General features: G+C 59.9%; 23 protein-coding genes. 16 read left to right on the forward strand and 7 right to left on the reverse strand.

Annotation, left to right across the window (positions count from 1 at the left end; genetic code table 11):
• Positions 1–20: 20 nt before the first annotated feature.
• The 4 genes from BFN10_RS05195 (at position 21) to BFN10_RS05210 (ending at position 2,779) form a co-directional block, all read left to right on the forward strand.
• Entirely contained in the window at positions 21–926 is a 906-nt protein-coding gene (locus BFN10_RS05195; RefSeq protein ID WP_071488769.1) for an alpha/beta hydrolase, read from the forward strand.
• The gene (locus tag BFN10_RS05200) at positions 923–1,249 is read left to right on the forward strand and encodes a PA3694 family proteiin (RefSeq protein ID WP_064054946.1); all 327 of its coding nucleotides are present in this window, start codon (positions 923–925) and stop codon (positions 1,247–1,249) included. Before BFN10_RS05195 ends, BFN10_RS05200 begins: the two co-directional genes overlap by 4 nt.
• A gap of 724 nt (positions 1,250–1,973) precedes the next feature.
• Entirely contained in the window at positions 1,974–2,240 is a 267-nt protein-coding gene (locus BFN10_RS29165) for a hypothetical protein (RefSeq protein WP_130898094.1), read from the forward strand.
• 182 nt (positions 2,241–2,422) lie between these two features.
• Complete coding sequence (locus tag BFN10_RS05210) at positions 2,423–2,779, forward strand: hypothetical protein (protein WP_130898095.1); 357 nt, start codon at positions 2,423–2,425, stop codon at positions 2,777–2,779.
• Positions 2,780–2,859: 80 nt separating this feature from the next.
• Here BFN10_RS05210 and lptF read toward each other — a convergent pair whose 3' ends face one another.
• The 3 genes from lptF to BFN10_RS05225 all read right to left on the reverse strand — a co-directional run bounded on the left by lptF (position 2,860) and on the right by BFN10_RS05225 (position 4,740).
• Positions 2,860–3,645 carry a lipotoxin F family OmpA-related lipoprotein LptF gene (gene lptF, locus BFN10_RS05215; RefSeq protein WP_071488772.1) on the reverse strand — a complete coding sequence of 262 codons (786 nt, stop codon included), beginning with the start codon at positions 3,643–3,645 and terminating at the stop codon, positions 2,860–2,862.
• Between the two features lie 53 nt (positions 3,646–3,698).
• Positions 3,699–4,124 carry a DUF4398 domain-containing protein gene (locus BFN10_RS05220; RefSeq protein WP_071488773.1) on the reverse strand — a complete coding sequence of 142 codons (426 nt, stop codon included), beginning with the start codon at positions 4,122–4,124 and terminating at the stop codon, positions 3,699–3,701.
• Between the two features lie 271 nt (positions 4,125–4,395).
• Positions 4,396–4,740: a pilin assembly protein gene (locus tag BFN10_RS05225; RefSeq protein WP_071488774.1), complete on the reverse strand. Its 345-nt coding sequence runs from the start codon at positions 4,738–4,740 to the stop codon at positions 4,396–4,398.
• Between the two features lie 184 nt (positions 4,741–4,924).
• On the opposite strand from BFN10_RS05225, the gene ppc reads away from it, so the two are divergent.
• From ppc to BFN10_RS05260, 7 genes are all read left to right on the forward strand, one after another.
• Positions 4,925–7,552 (forward strand): phosphoenolpyruvate carboxylase, encoded by a 2,628-nt coding sequence (ppc, locus tag BFN10_RS05230; protein ID WP_071488775.1) that lies wholly within the window; start codon positions 4,925–4,927, stop codon positions 7,550–7,552.
• Positions 7,553–7,830: 278 nt separating this feature from the next.
• Entirely contained in the window at positions 7,831–8,478 is a 648-nt protein-coding gene (gene adk / locus BFN10_RS05235) for an adenylate kinase (protein WP_010212617.1), read from the forward strand.
• Positions 8,479–8,568: 90 nt separating this feature from the next.
• The gene (tsaB, locus tag BFN10_RS05240; RefSeq protein ID WP_071488776.1) at positions 8,569–9,252 is read left to right on the forward strand and encodes a tRNA (adenosine(37)-N6)-threonylcarbamoyltransferase complex dimerization subunit type 1 TsaB; all 684 of its coding nucleotides are present in this window, start codon (positions 8,569–8,571) and stop codon (positions 9,250–9,252) included.
• Positions 9,253–9,460: 208 nt separating this feature from the next.
• On the forward strand, positions 9,461–9,751 hold the full coding sequence (locus BFN10_RS05245; protein WP_071488777.1) for a hypothetical protein: 291 nt from the start codon (positions 9,461–9,463) through the stop codon (positions 9,749–9,751).
• Positions 9,751–10,611, forward strand: coding sequence for a DUF72 domain-containing protein (locus tag BFN10_RS05250; RefSeq protein ID WP_071488778.1), 861 nt, complete (start codon positions 9,751–9,753; stop codon positions 10,609–10,611). Before BFN10_RS05245 ends, BFN10_RS05250 begins: the two co-directional genes overlap by 1 nt.
• A 27-nt stretch (positions 10,612–10,638) precedes the next feature.
• The gene (locus BFN10_RS05255; RefSeq protein ID WP_071488779.1) at positions 10,639–11,466 is read left to right on the forward strand and encodes an isocitrate lyase/PEP mutase family protein; all 828 of its coding nucleotides are present in this window, start codon (positions 10,639–10,641) and stop codon (positions 11,464–11,466) included.
• 3 nt (positions 11,467–11,469) lie between these two features.
• The gene (locus tag BFN10_RS05260; protein ID WP_071488780.1) at positions 11,470–12,168 is read left to right on the forward strand and encodes an extensin-like domain-containing protein; all 699 of its coding nucleotides are present in this window, start codon (positions 11,470–11,472) and stop codon (positions 12,166–12,168) included.
• 3 nt (positions 12,169–12,171) lie between these two features.
• Here BFN10_RS05260 and BFN10_RS05265 read toward each other — a convergent pair whose 3' ends face one another.
• Positions 12,172–12,792, reverse strand: coding sequence for an energy transducer TonB (locus BFN10_RS05265; protein ID WP_071488781.1), 621 nt, complete (start codon positions 12,790–12,792; stop codon positions 12,172–12,174).
• Positions 12,793–12,888: 96 nt separating this feature from the next.
• Here BFN10_RS05265 and BFN10_RS05270 point away from each other — a divergent pair, with 96 nt between their 5' ends.
• Complete coding sequence (locus BFN10_RS05270) at positions 12,889–13,671, forward strand: class I SAM-dependent methyltransferase (RefSeq protein ID WP_071488782.1); 783 nt, start codon at positions 12,889–12,891, stop codon at positions 13,669–13,671.
• A 44-nt stretch (positions 13,672–13,715) separates the two neighbouring features.
• On the opposite strand, the gene BFN10_RS05275 is transcribed toward BFN10_RS05270, so the two are convergent.
• Complete coding sequence (locus tag BFN10_RS05275; RefSeq protein ID WP_071488783.1) at positions 13,716–14,369, reverse strand: TetR/AcrR family transcriptional regulator; 654 nt, start codon at positions 14,367–14,369, stop codon at positions 13,716–13,718.
• A 93-nt stretch (positions 14,370–14,462) separates the two neighbouring features.
• Here BFN10_RS05275 and BFN10_RS05280 point away from each other — a divergent pair, with 93 nt between their 5' ends.
• From BFN10_RS05280 to BFN10_RS05295, 4 genes are all read left to right on the forward strand, one after another.
• Positions 14,463–15,563 (forward strand): efflux RND transporter periplasmic adaptor subunit, encoded by a 1,101-nt coding sequence (locus BFN10_RS05280; protein WP_071488784.1) that lies wholly within the window; start codon positions 14,463–14,465, stop codon positions 15,561–15,563.
• A gap of 6 nt (positions 15,564–15,569) precedes the next feature.
• On the forward strand, positions 15,570–18,635 hold the full coding sequence (locus tag BFN10_RS05285; protein WP_071488785.1) for an efflux RND transporter permease subunit: 3,066 nt from the start codon (positions 15,570–15,572) through the stop codon (positions 18,633–18,635).
• Positions 18,636–18,637: 2 nt separating this feature from the next.
• Positions 18,638–19,231 (forward strand): LysE family translocator, encoded by a 594-nt coding sequence (locus tag BFN10_RS05290; protein WP_071488786.1) that lies wholly within the window; start codon positions 18,638–18,640, stop codon positions 19,229–19,231.
• Between the two features lie 93 nt (positions 19,232–19,324).
• A complete protein-coding gene (locus BFN10_RS05295; protein ID WP_071489099.1) occupies positions 19,325–20,689 on the forward strand; it encodes a Fic family protein in 1,365 nt (454 codons plus the stop codon).
• A 45-nt stretch (positions 20,690–20,734) separates the two neighbouring features.
• Here the strand turns inward: BFN10_RS05295 and BFN10_RS05300 are convergent, their stop codons facing one another.
• Both BFN10_RS05300 and BFN10_RS05305 read right to left on the reverse strand, forming a co-directional pair.
• Positions 20,735–21,424: a DUF4197 domain-containing protein gene (locus tag BFN10_RS05300; RefSeq protein ID WP_071488787.1), complete on the reverse strand. Its 690-nt coding sequence runs from the start codon at positions 21,422–21,424 to the stop codon at positions 20,735–20,737.
• A 22-nt stretch (positions 21,425–21,446) separates the two neighbouring features.
• Positions 21,447–21,848, reverse strand: a complete 402-nt coding sequence (locus BFN10_RS05305; RefSeq protein ID WP_071488788.1) for a YbaY family lipoprotein — start codon at positions 21,846–21,848, stop codon at positions 21,447–21,449.
• Between the last annotated feature and the right edge of the window lie 12 nt (positions 21,849–21,860).

A 21,860-nucleotide genomic window follows, 5' to 3' on the forward strand; every position in this document is an offset into this window, starting at 1 on the left:
TATTCGCGAGGCTTCAACGGATGAGAATCCTCGGCATTCTGTGCCTGCTACTCACATTGAACGGCTGCAGTTCCCTGCTGTTCTACCCCGAGCCCGGCCTGCCGTTCACGCCGGAAAAAGCTCACCTTCACTACCGTGACGTCACCCTCACCACAGCCGACGGCGTAAAGCTCCACGCCTGGTGGCTACCGGCCAAACCCGGAGTGCCGCTCAAGGGAACGGTGCTGCACCTGCATGGCAACGGCGGCAATCTGGCCTGGCATCTGGGCGGCAGTTGGTGGTTGCCCGAGCAGGGCTACCAAGTGCTGTTGGTGGACTATCGCGGTTATGGCTTGTCGGAGGGGAAGCCGTCGTTGCCGGCGATCTACCAGGATGTGGACGCGGCGTTCCAATGGATCGACAAGGCTCCTGAAACCCAGGGCCAGCCGTTAATAGTACTGGGCCAGAGCCTGGGCGGCGCATTGGCGGTGCACTACCTGGCCGCCCACCCTGAGCGCCAATCGCGGCTCAAGGCGCTGGTGTTGGACGGCGTGCCCGCCAGTTATCGTGACGTAGGACAATTCGCCCTGAGTACCTCCTGGTTAACATGGCCGTTTCAGGTGCCGTTGTCCTGGCTGGTCCCGGACGCCGACAGCGCCATCCATGCCATGCCCCAGCTGACAGGTGTACCCAAACTGCTGTTCCACAGCCTGGATGACCCGATCGTGCCGGTAGCCAACGGGATCCGCCTGTACCAGGCCGCACCGCCACCCAGGGTGTTGCAACTGACCCGAGGCGGCCATGTGCAGACCTTTGCCGACAAGACCTGGCAAACCGTGATGCTGCGTTACCTGGATGATCCTCAGCATTTCAACGGTCTGCGTCGCCTGGGCGAAATCCCGAATTATCCGATTCCTAAAGTTGACTCATCAGAGAGCCCGCAATGAGTGAAGAACGCAACATGATCCCGCTGATCCTCACCGGTATCGGCACCATCATCGGTACGGTAGGTTGCCTGTGGTACTACGGCTACCTGCACTTCGCCAAGCCGGAAGATGCGTTGTTGCTCAGCGACTTCACCCTGCTCAAGACCGTGCCTGGCGAGGACTACAAGATCTCCCTGACGCCAGCTGCCCAGGTGGCGCAGTGCGTGGATGGTGTACTGGTGATGTTCGACACTGAGCAGAAAGGCTTGAGCGGTGTGCTGGTGAATAACAAGAAACAGGCTGTGCGCTGCCTGGGACAGGAAACACCACAACTCCAGCAGTAAGCCGGACGCATCGCGCCTGAAATATCTGGAACCGTTTCGCGTAGGCGGCCACTCAATGGCTTGTCAGCGTTCGTGATGGAAATTTGCGAACGGCCAGCCGGGGGAGAATCATGGTCAAGTTAGGCGAGATAAGTGCGATAGACAGGTGGTTGGAGATGTCCAGGATGCAGGAGCTCGTTGAAGCGCTTGGAGGGGGCGCCGATGACATCGCGCAAAAGGATCGGGGGGAGCAGTGCCAAGAGAAACCTGGGTATGCAGGCTTCGAAAGCGACAAAAGTCAGATCAAATTCTAAGTGTGAGAAAACCCATCATTTTTGATGGGTTTTTTGTTTCTCTCCAATCGACTCATCAGCGGTAGGGAGGAAGTGACTGAACGCGCTGCTCCATAATTTATTACCAGGAGATACGGTTGGGAACCGATAGTTATCGACGACCACTGCTATATCGGTCAGGAAATCATACCCGGACTCATGGAAAATACATTTGGAGTAGCACGATGAGATTGGACTCGTTGATGAGTACGGTATTCACGAATACCCTCGCGACTATTAACACCGCATGGAATGTTGTCATGGGGCAGGGTACAGGTGGGCGGTGTGGAAGTAATACATATCATTATCCCGGGTATCAACCAAGCCAGCGACCCCGTTACGCTGGCGTTCAACCTGCGAATCACCGGATAGTCCAGCATAGGGGGCGGACGCCTGGGGCTCAGCCGTCGGTTTTGAAGCAGCCGCATACGGTCAACTATATCAAGTATGTATTCAACACCAATTATGTGCGTGTCGGGGATGTTAAATCGGCGCAGGTGGGTGTGCATGTCAATAGCGGCAACGGCAGTATGAATAACGGCAATTTCGGAAATTATGGAAATAACGGTAACAGCGGAAGTGACAGTCGTTATGCCAATCATGGCAGTAATGGCAATCTTCGAAACTCTGCAAGCGCCAGATTCAACCAGCATCGCCTGGCCCACGGTATTCAAGCCTGACGCGTCAAGGCCTTGACCGTATTAGTAACGCACTCACGTACATAGGGTGTTTTGTTTTTAAGGACGCCCGAAACGAACTGTGCTGCGATGCACCACTACAGGTGACGGCGTAGTTCGGACTGTACAGTGCAGCTTATTATGTCGTGATTTTATAAATTATTTAGTTTGTATAGGGTGTCAAGATGACTCAACTATTAATGTCGCGATATCAACATTACAATCACTTCAACACCTTCTCTCCCGATGAATACACTTGGAAGCCCTTCGGAGGGCAACGGGTATGGAGGGGCTCCCAGGTGAGTCGCGATAGCGGAAATTATGGCAACTACGGCAATAACGGAAATGGCGGCGCGCGCAGTCGCTATGAAAATCATGGGCAGAACGGCAACGAGATGATTGGGCGCTGGATGGAATCGCCGGGGTATTACGGGGGTTCCAGCAACTACGGAAACTACGGGAACAACGGTAACTCCGGGGGCTTCAGCAGCTATATTAACTCTGGTCAGAACGGCAATCGCCACATCGGTGTTAATTACTGAAATCTCAAGGCCTTTCAAATACACAAGAAATGAAAAAGCCCCGTCTATATATAGATGGGGCTTTTTAGTGCATCCAGCGATCAGTTAGCGACGGAAGACCGTGGCTTGACCGGCTGGTTGTCGTTGGAGATGGTCACTTCAACGCGGCGGTTCATGGCGCGGCCCGATACGCTGCCGTTATCGGCAACCGGGTATTCCTTGCCATAGCCCTGGGTCACGATGCGCGAGATATCCACGCCCTGTTGCGCCAGTGCGCGTTGTACGGAGGCCGCACGACGCTCCGACAGGCTCTGGTTGTACGCATCGGAACCGGTGCTGTCGGTGTAGCCTTCGACGATCACTTTACGGTCCGGGTTATCGCGCAGGAACTGCGCCAGCTTGGTGATGTTCACCAGGCCGCTGGATTTCAGGTCGGACTTGTTGGTGGCGAACAGCACGTCACCGAAGGTCACCAGGGTGCCACGATCGGTCTGCTTGGCGTTCAAGCTGTCTTGCAGTTGTTTGATCTGTGCGTCACGGGCTTCCAGCAGGGCGCGGGCGCGTTCGTCACCGGCATTTTTCAGCTTGGCTTCGGATTCGCGCAGCACGATGGTGTCTTTGGCCACTTCAACGCGCTGGTTGGTCAGGTAGGCGAGTTGGTCAACTTTCTTCTCGTCTTCCTTGTCGCGGTAGGCCTTGTCTGCCTTGTCCAGCCATTCGCTGGCGTCTTTGGTCTCCAGCGCCGCGAGCTTGGTGGCCTGCGGGTTGGTCTGCAGGGAAGAGAAGTTGGTCCGTGCGTTTTCCAGGTTCGCGTTAGGCGGGGTGGAGCAGGCCGCCAGGGCAACGCTCATCGCCAGCAGGGCAGGGATCATCAATTGTTTACGCATAGTCGTGTCGTCCTTTCAATTCGATATCAAGTGCGAAGCAGTCAAGGGGCGTCTTACTTCTGCTGGATAGCAGCCGGACGCATGCCTTCCCTACGCAGTTCGTCAACAGCCTTCTGGGAATCCTTCACAGCCTGTTGAGCCTTGGCAGCCTGGGCCTTGCGCTCTGCGACGCGAGCGTCCCACTCGGCTTGTTCAGCCAACTGGCGAGCTTTGTCGTAGTTCTTGTCGTGCATGGCGATTTCAGCTTCTTTGAGCTTGTCCTGGGCCGACTTCATTTCCACAGCCGCAAACTCAGTGCCGCCAGCGCTGACTGCGCTGTTGACTGCGGACTGGGTCACCGCGTACTGCTCGGTCGGAGGGTTGCCGGCGCAGCCCGCCAGAACGAAGCTGGTGCCGATTGCCAGCGCGGCCAATTTGAGCCCGCGCAGGTGGTTAAACGAGGATTTGGCAGTGCTGGTCTTCATCGTCTTCAACTCCATTGGATAACTCCTGAAAAACATCAAAATCCATGTCACTGGTACTCGGCTGGGGCTTCAGGGTGATGTACAAAAAGCCCTTTAAAACGGCCGTTCCAAGTGATGGCTTACTGGCTGTGACCGGAGGCTTTTTTCAAAAGTTCAGAGAAGATGGCGATTTGCCTAAAAAAATATCTGACTGTCTGGTCAGCGAAAAAACTTGGAACTTCTGCGTTGCGCGGCGGTACGTCGGGCTCGTAAAGAGCCCGGAATACAAGGGGGATGCGCTAGGATTTCAGTGTTTCGGTTTGTCGCCGCTCGTTGATAAGTCATGCAGATAGCGACGCGACAGCGTCAGAAAGCGCGGAGTAGGGCCGACATCTTCGTACAGCGGGTCGCCCTCTTCATCAGTCGCGATCACCTGCTGCCCCTTGATGTACGGAAAGCTGGCTTCCAGCTCTTCCAGTGCGGCGCCGATCAGTTCGCCGAGCAGTTCTTCGGTGCTGCGCTTGGGGTACATCTCGGCGATCGCTGCCAGGCGTGCCGCAGCTTCCACATCCAGATGGATGGCGTACTCGGTCTTGGTCAGGCGACCCTTGGCGTTCTCTTCCCAATGCTGGGCCAGTTCTCGGATTTTCATGGCAACCTCAGTAAAGCCCGCGATAGCAGGCGGTGATGAGTGACCCGCCGCTCGCGCGGATAAACGCGGCGACTTAGTGTTGAGACTAGCTGCAACTCGCAAGGTTTAAAGTCTTGTCATAAATGAGCGCTGGCGGCACTCTGGCAAACCTGCGCGTCCCGGATTTCTGGCTGGAGATTGGCTGATGAGTGATATCGATGCACGCTTGCGTGAGGATGTTCACCTGCTGGGTGAGCTGTTGGGCAACACCATTCGAGAGCAATACGGCGATGATTTCCTCGACAAGATCGAGCAGATCCGTAAGGGCGCCAAGGCCGACCGCCGTGGCGCAGGCGATGAACTGAGCACCAGCCTCAACCAGTTGCAGGAAGATGAGCTGCTACCGGTCGCCCGTGCCTTCAACCAGTTCCTCAACCTGGCCAACATTGCCGAGCAGTATCAGCTGATTCATCGACGCGATGAGTCGCAGCCGGCACCCTTCGAATCCCGCGTATTGCCTGAGTTGCTGGCGCGCCTGCAAGCCGAAGGCCACAGCAACGAATCCCTGGCCCGCCAGTTGGGGCGCCTGGAGATCGAACTGGTCCTCACCGCCCACCCCACTGAAGTGGCACGCCGCACCCTGATCCAGAAATACGATGCCATCGCCGCCCAATTGGCACTGCAGGATCACCGCGACCTCACCACGGCCGAGCGTGAGCAGATCCGCCAACGCCTGCAACGCTTGATCGCCGAGGCCTGGCATACCGAAGAAATCCGCCGCACCCGGCCCACGCCGGTAGACGAAGCCAAGTGGGGGTTCGCGGTGATCGAGCATTCGCTGTGGCACGCTATTCCCAATTACCTGCGCAAGGCCGACCAGGCCCTGCACGCCGCCACAGGCCTGCGCTTGCCGCTGGAAGCGGCGCCGATCCGCTTTGCGTCGTGGATGGGCGGCGATCGTGACGGCAACCCGAATGTCACTGCACCGGTCACCCGCGAAGTGTTGCTGCTGGCGCGCTGGATGGCGGCCGACTTGTACTTGCGCGATATCGATCACCTGGCCTCCGAGCTGTCGATGCAGCGCGCCAGCCCGGCGTTGCAGGCCAGGGTCGGCGACAGCGTCGAACCCTATCGTGCCTTGCTCAAGCAACTGCGTGAACGCCTGCGTGCCACGCGCCAATGGGCGCATACGGCGTTGAGCAGCAGCACGCCAGCGCCTGCCGAGGTATTGCAGAACAACCGCGACCTGCTGGAGCCGCTGGAGCTGTGCTACCAGTCGCTGCACGAATGCGGCATGGGCGTGATCGCTGATGGGCCGTTGCTCGATTGCCTGCGGCGGGCGGTGACTTTCGGCCTGTTCCTGGTGCGGTTGGATGTGCGCCAGGATTCCAGTCGCCATTGCGCGGCCATGACCGAAATCACCGATTATCTTGGTCTCGGTCGCTACGAGGACTGGAACGAAGAGATGCGCATCAGCTTCCTGATGAAGGAGCTGGCCAACCGTCGACCGTTGCTGCCGGGTTATTTCAAACCGTCGGCGGATACCGCCGAGGTGCTCAACACCTGCAAGGAAATCGCCGCGGCCCCGGCGGCGTCCCTGGGCTCGTATGTCATCTCCATGGCCGGCGCTGCGTCGGACGTGCTGGCGGTGCAGTTGCTGCTTAAAGAGTCAGGCGTGCAACGGCCGATGCGCGTGGTGCCGCTGTTCGAAACCCTGGCCGACCTGGATAACGCCGGCCCGGTGATCGAGCAACTGTTGCTGCTGCCGGGCTACCGCGCGCGGCTGCAAGGCCCGCAGGAAGTGATGATCGGCTACTCGGATTCGGCCAAGGACGCCGGCACCACTGCCGCTGCCTGGGCGCAGTACCGGGCGCAGGAACGCCTGGTGGATATCTGCCGTGAACAGCAAGTGGAACTGCTGTTGTTCCACGGTCGTGGTGGCACCGTGGGGCGTGGCGGCGGCCCGGCCCACGCGGCGATCCTGTCGCAGCCGCCTGGGTCGGTGGCGGGGCGCTTCCGTACCACCGAACAGGGCGAGATGATCCGCTTCAAGTTCGGCTTGCCGGATATTGCCGAGCAGAATCTCAATCTTTACCTGGCCGCCGTGTTGGAGGCGACCCTGTTGCCACCGCCGCCGCCCGAATCGGCCTGGCGCCATTTGATGGACGAATTGGCGGCAGACGGTGTCAGCGCTTACCGCGCCGTGGTGCGCGAGAATCCGCAGTTCGTCGAGTATTTCCGCCAGTCCACGCCGGAACAAGAGCTGGGCCGTTTGCCGTTGGGCAGCCGCCCGGCCAAGCGCCGTGCGGGCGGGATTGAAAGCCTGCGTGCGATTCCGTGGATCTTCGGCTGGACCCAGACCCGTCTTATGCTGCCCGCCTGGCTGGGCTGGGAAGCGGCGCTGAGCAAGGCCCTGGAACGTGGTGAAGGCGACTTGCTGGGGCAGATGCGTGAGCAGTGGCCGTTCTTCCGCACCCGCATCGACATGCTGGAAATGGTGCTGGCCAAGGCCGATGCCGACATCGCCCGCCTGTATGACGAGCGTCTGGTGCAGCCGAACCTGTTGCCACTGGGTGCGCATTTGCGCGACCTATTGTCGCAGGCCTGCAAGGTGGTGCTTGGCCTGACTGGCCAGTCGCAGCTGCTGGCCCATAGCCCGGACACCCTGGAGTTCATCCGCCTGCGCAACACCTACCTCGACCCGCTGCACCTGTTGCAGGCCGAGTTGCTGGCGCGTTCGCGCCAGCAGGAAGCGGCACAGGACAGCCCTCTGGAACAGGCGCTGCTGGTCTCCGTGGCCGGTATTGCCGCCGGTTTGCGTAATACCGGCTAAGGTTTTTTGCGTGTTCTCAACGGCTTGCAGGTAAACCACGGCGGCCGCCCTGAAAAGGGCGGTCGGCGTTTATGGCGCCGGTTGCACCCAGGCACACCCTACCTATGACGTAAGCGCTGCACGGGTTCCTGCGACTTTTGGCGGCTTGTGTGCTTAAGGCCTGCTGTGTATCTTGATCAGCCTTTGGCCGTTTGGGCGGCCCGAATTCTATTTTTACGCGATTGGCCCGCCGCGGCGAATCCGAGCGTCATCTCTATAAAAAATTGAGGAGCACATCAATGCGCGTCATTCTGCTGGGAGCTCCCGGGGCCGGTAAAGGTACTCAGGCAAAGTTCATCACTGAAAAATTCGGCATTCCACAAATCTCCACCGGCGACATGCTGCGCGCGGCCGTCAAGGCCGGCACCGAGCTGGGCCTGATCGCCAAGAGCGTGATGGACAGCGGTGGCCTGGTTTCCGATGACTTGATCATCAACCTGGTCAAGGAACGCATCAGCCAGGAAGACTGCAAGAACGGTTTCCTGTTTGACGGCTTCCCGCGCACCATTCCCCAGGCTGAAGCCCTGGTGAAGGCCGGCGTCGAGCTGGATGCCGTGGTCGAAATCGCGGTTGAAGACGAAGAAATCGTCCAGCGTATCGCCGGTCGTCGCGTCCACGAAGCCTCGGGCCGCGTGTATCACACCGTCTACAATCCGCCAAAGGTGGAAGGCAAGGACGACGTCACCGGCGAAGACCTGGTGCAGCGCAAAGACGACACCGAAGAAACCGTGCGTCATCGCCTGTCGGTCTACCATTCCCAGACCAAGCCGCTGGTGGACTTCTACCAGAAGCTGTCCGCCGCCCAAGGCAAGCCGAAGTACAGCCACATTCCTGGCGTCGGCTCGGTTGAGGCGATCACCGCCAAAGTGCTGCAAGCACTGAGCTGATCCCTCGACCGGCTTCATGGATAACGGCCCGCTTGCGGGCCGTTGTTGTTTATACTGGCGCACTTTTTTTCGACTTGGACACCTACACCAATGAGCACCCTGCTGGCCCTGGACACCGCGACTGAAGCTTGCTCCGTTGCCTTGCTGCACGATGGCAAGGTAACGAGCCACTACGAGGTGATCCCGCGCCTGCACGCGCAGAAGCTGTTGCCGATGATCAAGCAACTGCTGGAAGATGCCGGCACCACTCTGGCTGCGGTCGATGCCATCGCCTTCGGTCGCGGACCGGGTGCATTCACGGGTGTCCGTATCGCCATTGGCGTGGTGCAGGGCCTGGCGTTTGCGCTGGAGCGTCCGGTGTTGCCGGTGTCCAACCTGGCCGTGCTGGCTCAGCGCGCCTTGCGTGAACATGGCGCGCGTCAGGTGGCGGCGGCTATCGATGCGCGCATGGATGAAGTCTATTGGGGCTGCTACCGCGAAACGGCGGGCGAGATGCGTCTGGTCGGCGTGGAAGCCGTGCAACCGCCGGAGTCATCGCAATTGCCAGCCGACGCCAGCGGCGATTGGTTCGGGGCTGGTACTGGTTGGGGGTATGGCGAGCGCCTCGCTGTGCCGTTGGTGGGCCAGGACGCGGCGATGTTGCCTCACGCCGAGGACTTGCTGACATTGGCACGTTTTGCCTTTGAGCGTGGCGAGGCGATTCCGGCCGACCAGGCGGCGCCGGTCTATCTGCGCGATAAAGTGGCGCAGACCAAGGCAGAGCGCGGCCTTTAATTGTGGCGAGCGGGCTGGTTGTGGCGAGCGGGCTTGCCCCGCATTGGGCTGCGAAGCAGCGCTAAAATCCCCCAAACTTGCACCAATCGTCAGAATTCCCCCTGGGTTTTAAACCTTTTTCAAATTATGTGTTCTAGTTATCACCAGAGCATTTGCGCACTACGGACGGTGCTGCCAAAATGCCATTACTGATAGCGAGTTCGCGCCCATGCGTATTGATGGCTTTTCCTCACAGTCTTACCCAATCAAGCGCAAGCCGCGTAAGGCGAACGTCACGGTGGATGAGTCGGTCGAGGACTCGCCGGACTTCATCGAAGTCCAGGCCGATGCGCAAGCCAACGCCCAAGCCCGTATCAGCGGTCTTCCCGCCCGTCAGCAAGACATGGTCTTCCCGCGCTCCATGAGCAAAAGCGTCGCCACCGCCCTGGCCAGCTACCTGACCACCGCCGGCTTTGTCGAATGGGATATGGAAGTGCTGGGCCTCGACGTCCATATCTGATGCGTCTGCCTTACTACCTCGGTTGCCCGTCCTGGAGTGAAAATGCCTGGCGCGAGTACCTGTACCCCGCCGATGCCCGTTCCAGCGATTACCTCGCGCTGTACTCCCAGGTCTTCAACGCCGTTGAAGGCAATACCACGTTTTACGCCCGCCCCTCCGCCGCCACCGTGCAGCGCTGGGCCGAAATCATGCCTGAGGACTTTCGCTTCACCGCCAAATTTCCCGGTGATATCAGCCACAGTGGCAACCTGATCGAGCAGCTACCGGCAGCGGAAAGCTTCGTGGGCCTGATGAGTCCGTTGGGGGAGCGGGTATCGCCGCTGTGGTTGCAACTGCCCGCGTCTTTCACCCCGCAGCGCCTGGGGGAGTTGGCAGGCTTCATCGATGGCCTGGAGCGGCCGATGGCGGTGGAAGTGCGCCACCTGGAATTCTTCGCCAAGGGGGAGGCCGAGCGCATGCTTAACCGTTTGTTGCGTGACCGCGGCGTGGAGCGCATCTGCCTGGATCCGCGTGCGTTGTTCAGTTGCACGTCCACCTCGGCCGCCGTGCTGCACGCCCAATCCAAAAAGCCCAAGGTGCCACCCCGCCCGGCGGCGCTGACGCAGTTTCCCCAGGTACGCTTTATTGGCCATCCCGAATTGGAGGCCAACGATTCGTTCCTGATGCCATGGGTGGAAAAAGTCGCGGGCTGGATCGAAGAAGGGCGCACCCCCTACGTGTTCCTGCACACCTCGGATAACCGCCTGGCCGCGCAACTGGCCCTGCGTTTCCACGATCAACTGATGGCGCGCCTACCAGGCCTGCAGCCCCTGCCCGTGCTGGATCGTGCCCCCGCCGTGGAGCAACTGGGGTTACTCTAGGGCTCCTTTTTCCGCCAGGAGCCCGACATGGATGCCCAAACCCTTCGCGCCGAAACCTTCAAGGCCTTGCATGAGCGTGACCGCGCATTCGTGATGCCCAACCCGTGGGATGCGGGCTCCGCTGTAATGTTGGCCAGCCTGGGTTTCGAAGCGCTGGCCACCACCAGTGCAGGCTACGCGTTCAGCCTGGGGCGACCGGATGCGGAAGGCGCGTTGTCCCTGGAGGAGACGTTGGTCAATGCCGGTATGATCGCCAACGCCACCAAGTTGCCGGTGGCCGCCGACCTGGAAAACGGCTTCAGCGACACCCCTGAAGGCTGCGCCCAGACCATCCTGCGCGCAGCGGGAGTCGGCATTGTCGGCGGCTCCATCGAGGACGCCACCGGCATTGCCGCCGACCCGATCTATCCCTTCGATCTTTCGGTCGAGCGTGTGGAAGCCGCCGTCGCCGCCGCCCGCAGCCTGCCTTTTGCCTTCACCCTGACGGCCCGTGCGGAAAACCTCCTGCATGGCCGCCTGGATTTGCCCGACACCATCCGCCGTCTGCAAGCCTACGCCGAAGCCGGTGCCGACGTGCTGTATGCGCCGGCCCTGCGCAGTGCCGAGGAAGTGCTGGCGGTGGTCAAGGCCGTGGCGCCCAAGCCGGTGAATGTGTTGATGTCCGGCGGCTTGAACCTGAGCGTTGCGCAGTTGAGCGAGATGGGCGTGCGGCGGATCAGCGTCGGCTCGGCGCTGGCGTTGGCCGCCTATGGTGAGTTCTATCGCGCAGCCCAGGAAATGTATGAACGGGGCACGTTCACCTTTACCGAGCGCAAGATGCCGTTCAGTCAGGCCAACCAGTTCTTCAAGGGCTAGGCGGTGCGTTTTTTCAAAGTCATGGGCACGCTGCTGATCCTGGCGGGTGCCGTTGCCGTGGGTGTCTGGCGTGGATGGGGCCCACTGCCGGCCGATTGGAACCCGTGGGCGCCGCTGGACGTGCGGGCCACCCCCAACGTGTTGACCCGCTACAAATTGGGTCGTCTGCAGGATGACCCGGCATTGTGCGACCAGGTGCTGGGAACCTCGGGCCTGCGCGTCAGTCATCAGGCGGACTCGCCGGCAGATGCCGCTTGCCCCCTGCGCAATACCTTGCGCGTACAGGGTTCGGCGGTGGGGCTGAGCAGCAGTTTTCTCGCCAGTTGCCCACTGGCGGTGGCGTTCGCCCTGTTTGAGCGTCACAGCTTGCAACCGGCGGCCCAGTCGGTATTCGGCCAGGCAGTGACGCGGGTCGATCACCTGGGCAGCTTTGCCTGTCGCAATATGTATAACCGTGCCGAAGGGCGACTCAGCCAGCATGCGTCGGCCAATGCGCTGGATATTGCCGGCTTTCGCCTGGCGGATGGGCGCAGCATCAGCGTGCTCAAGGACTGGCCGGGGGAGGGCGATAAGGCGCGGTTCCTGCGTCAGGTCCGCGACAGTGCCTGTGATGATTTCAATGTCGTGCTGGGCCCGGACTACAACGCCGCGCACCGCAACCACTTCCACCTGGATATGGGCCGTTGGTGGGTGTGTCGCTGAGACTCAGGCAGCCAGGCGCAGGTTCTGGGTGACCAGTGGGCGAGCCCAGTAGTAATCGAAATCCAGGGCCTTTTGTTGCGCGACCAGCTCTTCTTCCGGGAATGGCGTGGCAGGTGGAGGCAGCAGGTCCAGTTCGAATTCTGCGATGGGCAGGTGCAGAGGGCGCGGCTCCGGGGCTGGGCCCGGTTCCCGCAGCGGCTGGCCGGCCGTCAGCACGATGGGGCGGACCCAGCCGCTTTCGAAATTCTGCTGGCGTTGCTGCGCGACGATTTCTTCTTCCGGATACGGTGTGGCGGCCGGTGGCAGCAAGTCAGTTTCGAACTCGGCAATCGGCAGGAACAGCGGCTCTGGCGGGGCAATCTCGGTGTCTTTCACGTCGCACTCACGCTGGGTGAGGATCTGCGACAGCAGGTCGGCGCCTTCGCTGGGTTCTACCGCCGGATCCGCCGGTGCTGGCGCCTGCACGGCGAGCGTGTCCGGCGTATCGCCGAGCTGCTCGGCCAGTGCCCGGGCGAAGAAGTCCTGCCACACATGACTCACCCCGGCCAGCGCTTGAGTATTGCGCAGGCCGTAGTGGTTGTGGGTCGGCAGTACACCGATGGTTAGGGGAAGAATGTCTGACATTTTTCTCGGTCGACGCTCAGCTCTGGCAAAATACCTGACTGTTGTTTTTATCGGCCGCTGTTTGCCGATCCTTAATATTTTTGAGCGTAGCGATTGATGAGCGAACAACCAGCGGCCAGCCGCATCCGGGTCGAGGCCTTGGGCGAGTTTTTCCAGGCCCGCGCTGAGCAATGGGCGCAGCGGCTTGGCTTGCCGTTGCAGCAGGCGGATGCGGACTTTTCCCTGCAAGTGGGGGAGCATGGCCTGCAATTGCAACAGCTCGGGCCTGATGCGCCGGGGCCGGTGCGCGTGGATTTTGTCGAGGGTGGCGCGGCGCATCGGCGCCTCTATGGGGGCGGTAGCGGGCAGATGATCGCCAAGGCCGTGGGCATCGCCCAAGGCGTGCGCCCACGGGTACTCGACGCTACGGCTGGCCTTGGCAAGGACGCCTTCGTACTGGCCAGCCTGGGTTGCGAGATGAGCCTGATCGAGCGCCAGCCGCTGATCGGCGCCTTACTCGAAGACGGTCTGGCGCGCGGCGCGGAGGATTTTGAAGTGGCGCCGATTGTGGCGCGCATGAAGCTGCTCGAGGGCAATTCCATCGACGTGATGCGCAACTGGGAAGGCGAGCCGCCCCAGGTGATCTACCTCGACCCGATGTTCCCGCACCGTGAGAAAACTGCCCTGGTGAAGAAGGAAATGCGCCTGTTCCGGCCGCTGGTTGGCGATGATCCTGACGCACCCGCGCTACTGGCCGCCGCCCTGGCCCTGGCCAGCCACCGGGTGGTGGTCAAGCGCCCGCGCAAGGCGCCGTGCATTGACGGGCCAAAGCCGAGCCATGCGCTGGATGGCAAATCCAGTCGCTATGACATCTACCCTAAAAAAGCACTCAAGCCTTAAGCCACAAGCTGCAAGCTAAAGTGCTTTCAACTTGCAGCTTGCAGCTAACAACTTACCGCTGCCTCTCTCCTATAAGCCCGCATAAACAGCCCCACCACCTCCTGTACATGGGCTTCGGCGGCTTCTTCGCTCAGTGGCCCGCCGCAGCCATACAGCAAGCAGAAATTCGCCGTGCCCTTGAGCAGACAGAAGAAATGCTCGGCCGCCGTAAATGGCTTGTCGATGCTCAGCGCGCCGCTCTGGTCGATCTTGCCGAGCAGGCGTTCCATGCCCTGCAGCATGCGCATGGGGCCGGCCTCGAAGAAGATCTGCGAGAGTTTCACGTCCTGGTTGCCGGTGGTCATCATCAGGCGATGCAGGTTGACCGACTCTTCACTGTTGATCAGCCGATGGAACCCCCGCGCGATATTCAACAGCACAGTTTGTACGGGTATGCCCTCGGGCAACTCGAAGTACATCACCGGCAGTTGTTCTTCGCACTTGGCCACCACCGCGGCGGTGAACAAGGTCTCTTTATCGTTGAAGTGGCTATAGACGGTCAGTTTCGACACGCCGGCTTCCAGTGCCACCGCGTCCATGCTGGTACTGGCGTAGCCATTGCTCAAAAACAGGATTTTCGCTGCTTCGAGGATTGCCTGGCGTTTTGCCATGTCCTTGGGGCGCCCGGGGCTATTGGTGTTCAGAGGATTGTCGGACATTTTCACCTTTAATACTGGACTGGCGAGTTTGGTATTAATACCATACCCGCCAGTATAATTATTCCTAGCTCTACTTGCGAAAGGTCCTACAGCATGCGCAGCACCTTCCTGCCCTTTGCTTTGCCTGTCAGTTTGGTCGTGCTGTTAGCCGCCTGCGGCCATGAAGAAGCGGCCCAGATTACCATCCGCCCAGCCATGGTGGTGCAGCCTCAGCCTTCTTCGCAGGCGATGGACAGCTACCCCGGCGAAGTGCGCGCCCGCTATGAACCGGACCTGGCTTTTCGCATCGGTGGCAAAGTCAGCAAGCGTTTAGTGGAGGAGGGCGAACGGGTCAAGGCCAACCAGCCGCTGGCGGAGCTGGACCCTCAGGACGTGCGCCTGCAGCTGGAAGCGACCCGAGCCCAGGTTGCCGCCGCCGAGGCCAACCTGAGCCTGGTGCGGGCCGAGCGCGACCGCTACAAGACCCTGATGGACCGTCAGATGGTCAGCCGTTCCCAGTACGATAATTCCGAAAACCTCTACCGATCCGGTGAAGCACGCCTCAAGCAGATCAAGGCCGAGTTCGACGTGGCCAGCAACCAGGCCGGCTATGCCGTTCTGCGTGCACCTCAGGACGGGGTGGTGGCCAAGCGTGCGGTGGAAGTCGGCCAAGTGGTGTCCGCCGGGCAAACTGTGTTTACCCTGGCGACCGATGGTGAGCGCGAAGTGCTGATCAGCCTGCCGGAACAAGGTTTCGGCCGCTTCAAGATCGGCCAGCCGGTCTCTGTGGAGTTGTGGAGCCAGCCGGATCAGCGTTTTACCGGGCGTATTCGCGAGCTGTCACCGGCGGCCGATCCCAAGTCGCGCACGTTTGCGGCGCGTGTGGCGTTCACCGGCGGCAAGGTCCCGGCCGAACTGGGCCAGAGCGCACGGGTATTCATACAGGTCGACGGCGATGTTCCGTTGTCGGTGCCGCTGTCTGCCCTCAGTGCGGAGAACGGTGCGTCCTACGTATGGCGCGTCCAGCCCGACAACACGCTCAAGCGCACGCCGGTGCGCATCGGTGCCTTCGGTGAGAAAACCGTCCCGGTCCTGGAAGGCCTGGCCCCGACGGATTGGGTGATCGCCGCCGGTGTGCACGTGCTTCACGAGGGCCAGCAAGTGCGCCCGGTGGACCGCTCCAACCGTGTGGTGAATCTGGCGGCCAAGGAGTAGTCCCCGATGGGTTTCAATCTTTCCGAATGGGCGTTGCGCAATCGCCAGATCGTACTGTTCCTGATGATCCTGCTGGCAGTGGTCGGCACCCTGTCCTACTCCAAGCTGGGGCAAAGTGAAGACCCGCCGTTCACCTTCAAGGCCATGGTGATCAAGACCAACTGGCCTGGCGCAACGGCGCAGGAAGTCTCGCGGCAGGTCACCGAACGCATCGAGAAAAAACTCATGGAGACCGGGGAGTACGAACGTATCGTCTCCTTCTCGCGCCCCGGCGAATCCCAGGTCACCTTCATGGCCCGCGACTCCATGCATTCGGCGCAGATCCCCGAGCTGTGGTACCAGGTGCGCAAGAAGATCAGCGACATCCGCCAGACCTTGCCGCCGGATATCCAGGGGCCGTTTTTCAACGATGAATTCGGCACCACCTTCGGCAATATCTACGCCCTGACCGGCGACGGTTTCGACTACGCGGTGCTCAAGGACTACGCCGACCGCATCCAGATCCAACTGCAGCGCGTGGCGGATGTGGGCAAGGTCGAGTTGCTCGGCCTGCAGGATGAAAAAATCTGGATCGAGCTGTCCAACCTCAAGCTCGCCACCCTCGGCTTGCCTTTGGCGGCGGTGCAACAGGCGTTGCAGGAACAGAATGCGGTGTCCACTGCGGGTTTCTTTGAAACCCCGAGTGAACGTGTGCAACTGCGTGTATCGGGCAACTTCAAGAGCGTGGAAGAGATCCGCAATTTCCCGATCCGCGTGGGTGACCGCACCTTCCGCATCGGTGATGTGGCCGACATCCACCGCGGGTTCAACGATCCACCGGCACCCCGCATGCGCTACATGGGCGCAGACGCCATCGGCCTGGCCGTGGCGATGCGCGATGGCGGCGACATCCTGGTATTGGGTAAGGCCCTGGAAGGTGAATTCGCACGCCTGCAGAAGAACCTTCCGGCGGGTATGGAGCTGCGCAAGGTGTCGGACCAACCGGCAGCGGTGAAGACCAGCGTCGGCGAATTCGTGCAGGTACTGGCCGAAGCGCTGGCCATCGTGTTGCTGGTGAGTTTCTTCTCTCTCGGCGTGCGCACCGGCATGGTAGTGGCCCTGGCGATTCCGCTGGTGCTGGCGATGACGTTTGCCACCATGTATTACCTCGGCATCGGCCTGCACAAGATTTCCCTGGGCGCACTGGTGTTGGCGTTGGGCTTGCTGGTGGATGACGCGATCATCGCCGTGGAGATGATGGCGATCAAAATGGAGCAGGGCTACGACCGGCTCAAGGCCGCCAGCTTTGCCTGGACCAGTACCGCGTTCCCGATGCTCACCGGTACGTTGATCACCGCCGCCGGCTTCCTGCCGATTGCCACTGCGCAGTCGAGCACCGGCGAATACACCCGCTCGATTTTCCAGGTGGTGACCATTGCGTTGCTCGCCTCGTGGGTGGCTGCCGTAGTCTTTGTGCCCTACCTGGGGGAAAAACTCCTGCCGGACCTGGCGAAAATTCACGCAGCCAAACATGGCACCGATGGTCCTGACCCCTACGGCACACCGTTCTACCAGCGCGTAAGAGGTTTGGTGGAGTGGTGCGTGCGTCGCCGCAAAACCGTGATCGTCCTGACCCTGTTGCTATTTATCGGCTCGGTGGCGCTATTCCGTTTTGTGCCGCAGCAGTTCTTCCCGGCTTCCGGTCGCCTGGAACTGATGGTCGACCTGAAGCTGGCCGAAGGCGCCTCCCTGAGCAACACCGCCGAGCAGGTCAAGCGCCTGGAAACCCTGCTCAAGGATCACGCCGGCATCGACAACTACGTGGCGTATGTCGGTACTGGATCGCCGCGTTTCTACCTGCCGCTGGATCAACAACTGCCGGCCGCCAGTTTTGCCCAGTTCGTGGTACTGGCCAAAACCATCGAAGAGCGCGAAAGCCTGCGTACCTGGTTGATCGAAACCCTCAACGAACAATTCCCCGACCTGCGCTCACGGGTCACCCGCCTGGAAAACGGCCCGCCCGTGGGTTACCCGGTGCAGTTCCGTGTGACCGGCGAACATATCGAAGAGGTCCGCGCGCTCGCCCGCAAAGTGGCGGCCAAGGTTCGCGAAAACCCTCACGTGGTCAACGTGCACCTGGACTGGGAAGAACCGAGCAAGATCGTCTACCTCAATATCGACCAGGACCGCGCACGTGCCCTGGGCGTGAGCACGGCCAACCTGTCGAAATTCCTGCAGAGTTCATTGACCGGTTCCAGCGTCAGCCAGTACCGGGAGGACAACGAGTTGATCGAAATCCTGCTGCGCGGCACCGTGCACGAACGCACCGAACTCTCGTTGCTGCCAAGCCTGGCAGTGCCGACGGACAACGGCAAAAGCGTGGCGCTGTCGCAGATCGCCACCCTCGAATACGGTTTCGAAGAAGGCATCATCTGGCACCGCAACCGCTTGCCGACGGTGACCGTACGCGCCGATATCTACGGCAAGGAACAGCCCGCGACGTTGGTCCAGCAGATCCTGCCGACCTTGGAAGGCGTGCGTGCCGAACTGCCGGATGGCTACCTGCTCGACGTGGGCGGGACCGTGGAGGATTCCGCCCGTGGACAGAATTCGGTGAAAGCCGGGGTGCCGCTGTTTATCGTGGTCGTGCTGACCTTGTTGATGCTGCAGTTGCGCAGTTTCTCGCGGACCGCGATGGTGTTTCTGACGGCACCGCTGGGCTTGATCGGGGTGACCTTGTTCCTGCTGGTATTCCGCCAACCCTTCGGTTTCGTCGCCATGCTCGGGACCATTGCGCTGTCGGGGATGATCATGCGCAACTCGGTGATCCTGGTGGACCAGATCGAGCAGGACATCAAGGCGGGGCTGGCGCCGTGGCAAGCGATCATCGAAGCCACCGTCCGCCGCTTCCGCCCGATTGTGCTGACCGCCCTCGCGGCGGTATTGGCGATGATCCCGCTATCGCGCAGTGTGTTCTTCGGGCCGATGGCCGTGGCGATCATGGGCGGGTTGATAGTGGCGACGGCGTTGACACTATTGTTCTTGCCGGCCCTGTATGCTGCGTGGTTCCGAGTGAGGAAGGACATCGCGTAATCATGCTGGCCACCGTTTCAGCCCTGATGTTGTTGTTGCTTGCCCCAGGCCCTACCAACACCCTGTTATTTCGTGCAGGTGTGTTGTGTGGCTTGCGGGCTTCGTGGAGGCTGGCATTTGTCGAGTGCCTGGCGTACCTGCTGCAAGTTTCGGTATGGGGCGTGGCATTGCTGTACCTGTCGGCGTACTCGCCATGGGCGCTGAAGGCAACGCAATTGGCGGCGGCCTGCTACTTGCTCTATGTCTCCTACAAGCTTTGGCAGCGTAAGAACAGTGTCATCCACCCCGGTTCCGACCGTTTCTCCGGGCTGTACTTCTTCTGGCTGACGGTGATGAATCCCAAGGGATTGCTGATCGTGTCATTCATTGCACCGTTCGGCACCTTTGCCACGCTACCCGGCTATGCCGGGTTCATGGCCACGCTGGTGCTGGTGGTGATTCCAGTGGGGGCGGGGTGGATCATGCTGGGCAGCCGCTTTGAAGGAATTCAAAAGGCCTGGCTCACGCCATTGAAGATCAACCGTGCGACCTCTATTGCGATTGGCTGCTTTGCCACGCTGATGGTGGGGCGGTTGGCGGAATCGATGGTGAATTGAGGGAGCGCGCGTCTCAGATTTGATGTTTATTGAGATAGTTGCAGTTTTCTGCTGTACTCAAGTCTCAGAAATCGAAAAATTGAGATTTTGATGATCAAGTTGCCACCGAGCGTGCCGGAAGGGGTTTTCGTTTTAATTGGCCAGGAACCCCATCTTCAGCATCTTTCTGACTATATGAAGCTGACTCAGCCAACCGATAGCCAGGGGCGTTACTTACACTTTGATCAACTACGTCACCGCTTCCCAAAGCATTTGGATCAGGCGATATGCTGGGGCATCGTAAAATACGAGCGCTCTCGTCTGTACCAGCAAATATTGCCTGTCGGTACGCCTGAGGCCTGGTGCAAGTTTTTACTGACACCGACCGCACAGCGCGTGGTATCCACGGTCGACAGGTACGCCTCAACTGCAGCACTTGAGTACATGAGCAGCAAGATTGGGAAGGCCGCTCACATCAAGTATCTGCTCAATGATTTGATTGAAGATGAAGCCATCAGCAGCAGTCAGCTGGAAGGGGCAGCAACCACGACGCTCGTAGCAAAAGATATGTTGAAAAGAGAGCGGCTACCCAGAACACCCGATGAAAAAATGATCATTGGTAATTACCGGATGATGCGTTTCGCTTGGGATAAGAGAAACGCTCCTCTCAGTGCCGAACTGATCGCTGAAATGCATGAGGTGGGTGTTCAAGGCATTGACGATGACAAATATTCTCCCGGCAGCTTTCGTCTAAATGATGACGTAGTTGTCCAAGATGGTGATAGCAATGTGGTCCATACGCCCCCTCCTGCAGAAGGCATCGCCAAAAGATTGGGGCGATTAGCTGACTGGATCAACACCTGCCACGACGACGCTACGACAAGCCGCTACCTCCATCCGTTGATCAAAGGTATTTCTCTGCATTTTGCGCTGGGTTACGAGCACCCTTTTCGGGATGGCAATGGTCGCGTGGCGCGTGCGTTGTTTTATTGGTTTATGTTTAAAAGCGATTACGCGGCATTCAGGTATATCTCCATCAGTGTTCTGCTTAAGAATGCCGCCGTTCAGTACGGTACGTCTTACCTCTATACCGAGACAGATGAACTGGATCTGACTTACTTTATTGACTACCAGTGCTCTGTGGTCCAGCGGGCGGTTGATAGCTTCAAGGCGTCTTACGAAAAAAGTGTTAAGGAGGCTGAGTCGTTCGAGCAATGGCTCTGGGAGTCAGGGCTTTACAAAGAGTTGAACGAGAAACAGAAGACTGTATTTCAGGTCGCCAAGAGTGGCACCGCGAAGCAGTTCACTGCGGTCAATGTGAAGGAAAATCTGGGCTGTTCCTACAACACGGCGTCAGCCGTCCTGAACGGTCTTGTTGAATTGAACATCTTCGTCAAGAAGAAGCAGGGTCGTGAATGGGTTTTTTCAATGCGTGATCAAGCAGAAATACAAAAAAACTGGTTGAAGACTTCTCGTTAATTTAACGAATGCCCACGTCTTCTTGAACCGTGGGCATTACGGGTATTACAGCGCCCCAAACACCTTCTTCGCCAAACTGGTAGCCGCCGCCGCCGGGTTCTCGCGAATGGTTTCTTCCTGCTTGGCAATCATCTTGAACAAACCGTCCAGTGCCTGCTCGGTCACGTAGCTCTCCACATTGGCGCTCTTGGCGTCCACCGCACCGAAAGCCGCAGCCTTGCCGGCGAGGGCATTGTACTGCTGGGCTACGCCGACCTTGTCGGTAGCCGCCTTGACGATGGGCAGGAACTTGGCGCGGATCTGTTCACGACTGCTTTTGTTCAGGTACTGGGTAGCGGAATCCTGGCCACCGCTGAGGATGCCCTTGGCGTCCGTCACGCTCATGTTTTTCACGGCATTCACCAGGATCGGCTGGGCCTGGGTCACGGCGGTTTCAGCGGCCTTGTTCATGCTGGTTTCCAGCTGCGTGACCTGGTCACCCATGCCGAACATCTTCAGCTTGTCGGCGACTTTGCCCAGCTTGCCAGGCAGGCCGATCTTCACTTCCGGGTTGTTGCTGAAACCACCGGGTACACCCAGTTGTTTCACGGCGATTTGCGCGCCTTGGGTCAGGGCGTCCTTGAGGCCGCCGCTGGCGTCGCCCTGGGACAGGCTGCTGAGGTCCAGGGCCATGGCGTTGGCACCGAGCAGCAGGCCGGCACACAGGGCAGTCAGGCGAAGGGAGTTACGGAGCATGGGCGCTTCCTTTTTATCGAATTCAGTGGGCCGCCGCGTCAACGCGCAGACGCAGTGGTTGAGGATCCTGGCCGTTGAGCTGTACAGCGTGTCGCTCGGTGGTAATAAACAGTAGCTTGCCATCCACTTCGATGCGAGCGCTGACCGAGTAGCTGTGGCCGGGTTTGACTTGGGCCGGGTCGTAGCTCAGGTGAAACGGCAGCGGCACCTGGCCTTTGACCGGGCCTTTCTGCTCGGCGAGGGTCACAGCCGGTGCATCTGCCAGCGAAACGTCTTGCAGGCTGACACTCAAGGTCGCGGTTGGCGGCAGGGCGATGCGTTGCAGGTAGAACACTTCGCCATCGAGGCTGGCCTTGGGGGTGGGGCTCATGGACTGGCAGGCTCCGAGCAGGGCGGTAAGGCCCAGGAGGATGATCTTTTTCATGGTGTCGCTCCT

Source organism: Pseudomonas extremorientalis (genome assembly GCF_001870465.1).
GTDB classification, from domain to species: domain Bacteria; phylum Pseudomonadota; class Gammaproteobacteria; order Pseudomonadales; family Pseudomonadaceae; genus Aquipseudomonas; species Aquipseudomonas extremorientalis.

Bases quoted from the DNA above. Each gene is read 5' to 3' on its own strand.
- BFN10_RS05275 (WP_071488783.1), bottom strand. From the start codon at position 14,369: ATGTCCGACAATCCTCTGAACACCAATAGCCCCGGGCGCCCCAAGGAC.
- BFN10_RS05250 (WP_071488778.1), top strand. From the start codon at position 9,751: ATGCGTCTGCCTTACTACCTCGGTTGCCCGTCCTGGAGTGAAAATGCC.
- ppc (WP_071488775.1), top strand. From the start codon at position 4,925: ATGAGTGATATCGATGCACGCTTGCGTGAGGATGTTCACCTGCTGGGT.
- BFN10_RS05300 (WP_071488787.1), bottom strand. From the start codon at position 21,424: ATGCTCCGTAACTCCCTTCGCCTGACTGCCCTGTGTGCCGGCCTGCTG.
- BFN10_RS05225 (WP_071488774.1), bottom strand. From the start codon at position 4,740: ATGAAAATCCGAGAACTGGCCCAGCATTGGGAAGAGAACGCCAAGGGT.
- BFN10_RS05265 (WP_071488781.1), bottom strand. From the start codon at position 12,792: ATGTCAGACATTCTTCCCCTAACCATCGGTGTACTGCCGACCCACAAC.
- BFN10_RS05210 (WP_130898095.1), top strand. From the start codon at position 2,423: ATGACTCAACTATTAATGTCGCGATATCAACATTACAATCACTTCAAC.
- BFN10_RS05270 (WP_071488782.1), top strand. From the start codon at position 12,889: ATGAGCGAACAACCAGCGGCCAGCCGCATCCGGGTCGAGGCCTTGGGC.
- adk (WP_010212617.1), top strand. From the start codon at position 7,831: ATGCGCGTCATTCTGCTGGGAGCTCCCGGGGCCGGTAAAGGTACTCAG.
- BFN10_RS05220 (WP_071488773.1), bottom strand. From the start codon at position 4,124: ATGGAGTTGAAGACGATGAAGACCAGCACTGCCAAATCCTCGTTTAAC.
- BFN10_RS05305 (WP_071488788.1), bottom strand. From the start codon at position 21,848: ATGAAAAAGATCATCCTCCTGGGCCTTACCGCCCTGCTCGGAGCCTGC.
- BFN10_RS05290 (WP_071488786.1), top strand. From the start codon at position 18,638: ATGCTGGCCACCGTTTCAGCCCTGATGTTGTTGTTGCTTGCCCCAGGC.
- BFN10_RS05285 (WP_071488785.1), top strand. From the start codon at position 15,570: ATGGGTTTCAATCTTTCCGAATGGGCGTTGCGCAATCGCCAGATCGTA.
- BFN10_RS05195 (WP_071488769.1), top strand. From the start codon at position 21: ATGAGAATCCTCGGCATTCTGTGCCTGCTACTCACATTGAACGGCTGC.
- BFN10_RS05255 (WP_071488779.1), top strand. From the start codon at position 10,639: ATGGATGCCCAAACCCTTCGCGCCGAAACCTTCAAGGCCTTGCATGAG.
- BFN10_RS05200 (WP_064054946.1), top strand. From the start codon at position 923: ATGAGTGAAGAACGCAACATGATCCCGCTGATCCTCACCGGTATCGGC.
- lptF (WP_071488772.1), bottom strand. From the start codon at position 3,645: ATGCGTAAACAATTGATGATCCCTGCCCTGCTGGCGATGAGCGTTGCC.
- tsaB (WP_071488776.1), top strand. From the start codon at position 8,569: ATGAGCACCCTGCTGGCCCTGGACACCGCGACTGAAGCTTGCTCCGTT.
- BFN10_RS05245 (WP_071488777.1), top strand. From the start codon at position 9,461: ATGCGTATTGATGGCTTTTCCTCACAGTCTTACCCAATCAAGCGCAAG.
- BFN10_RS05280 (WP_071488784.1), top strand. From the start codon at position 14,463: ATGCGCAGCACCTTCCTGCCCTTTGCTTTGCCTGTCAGTTTGGTCGTG.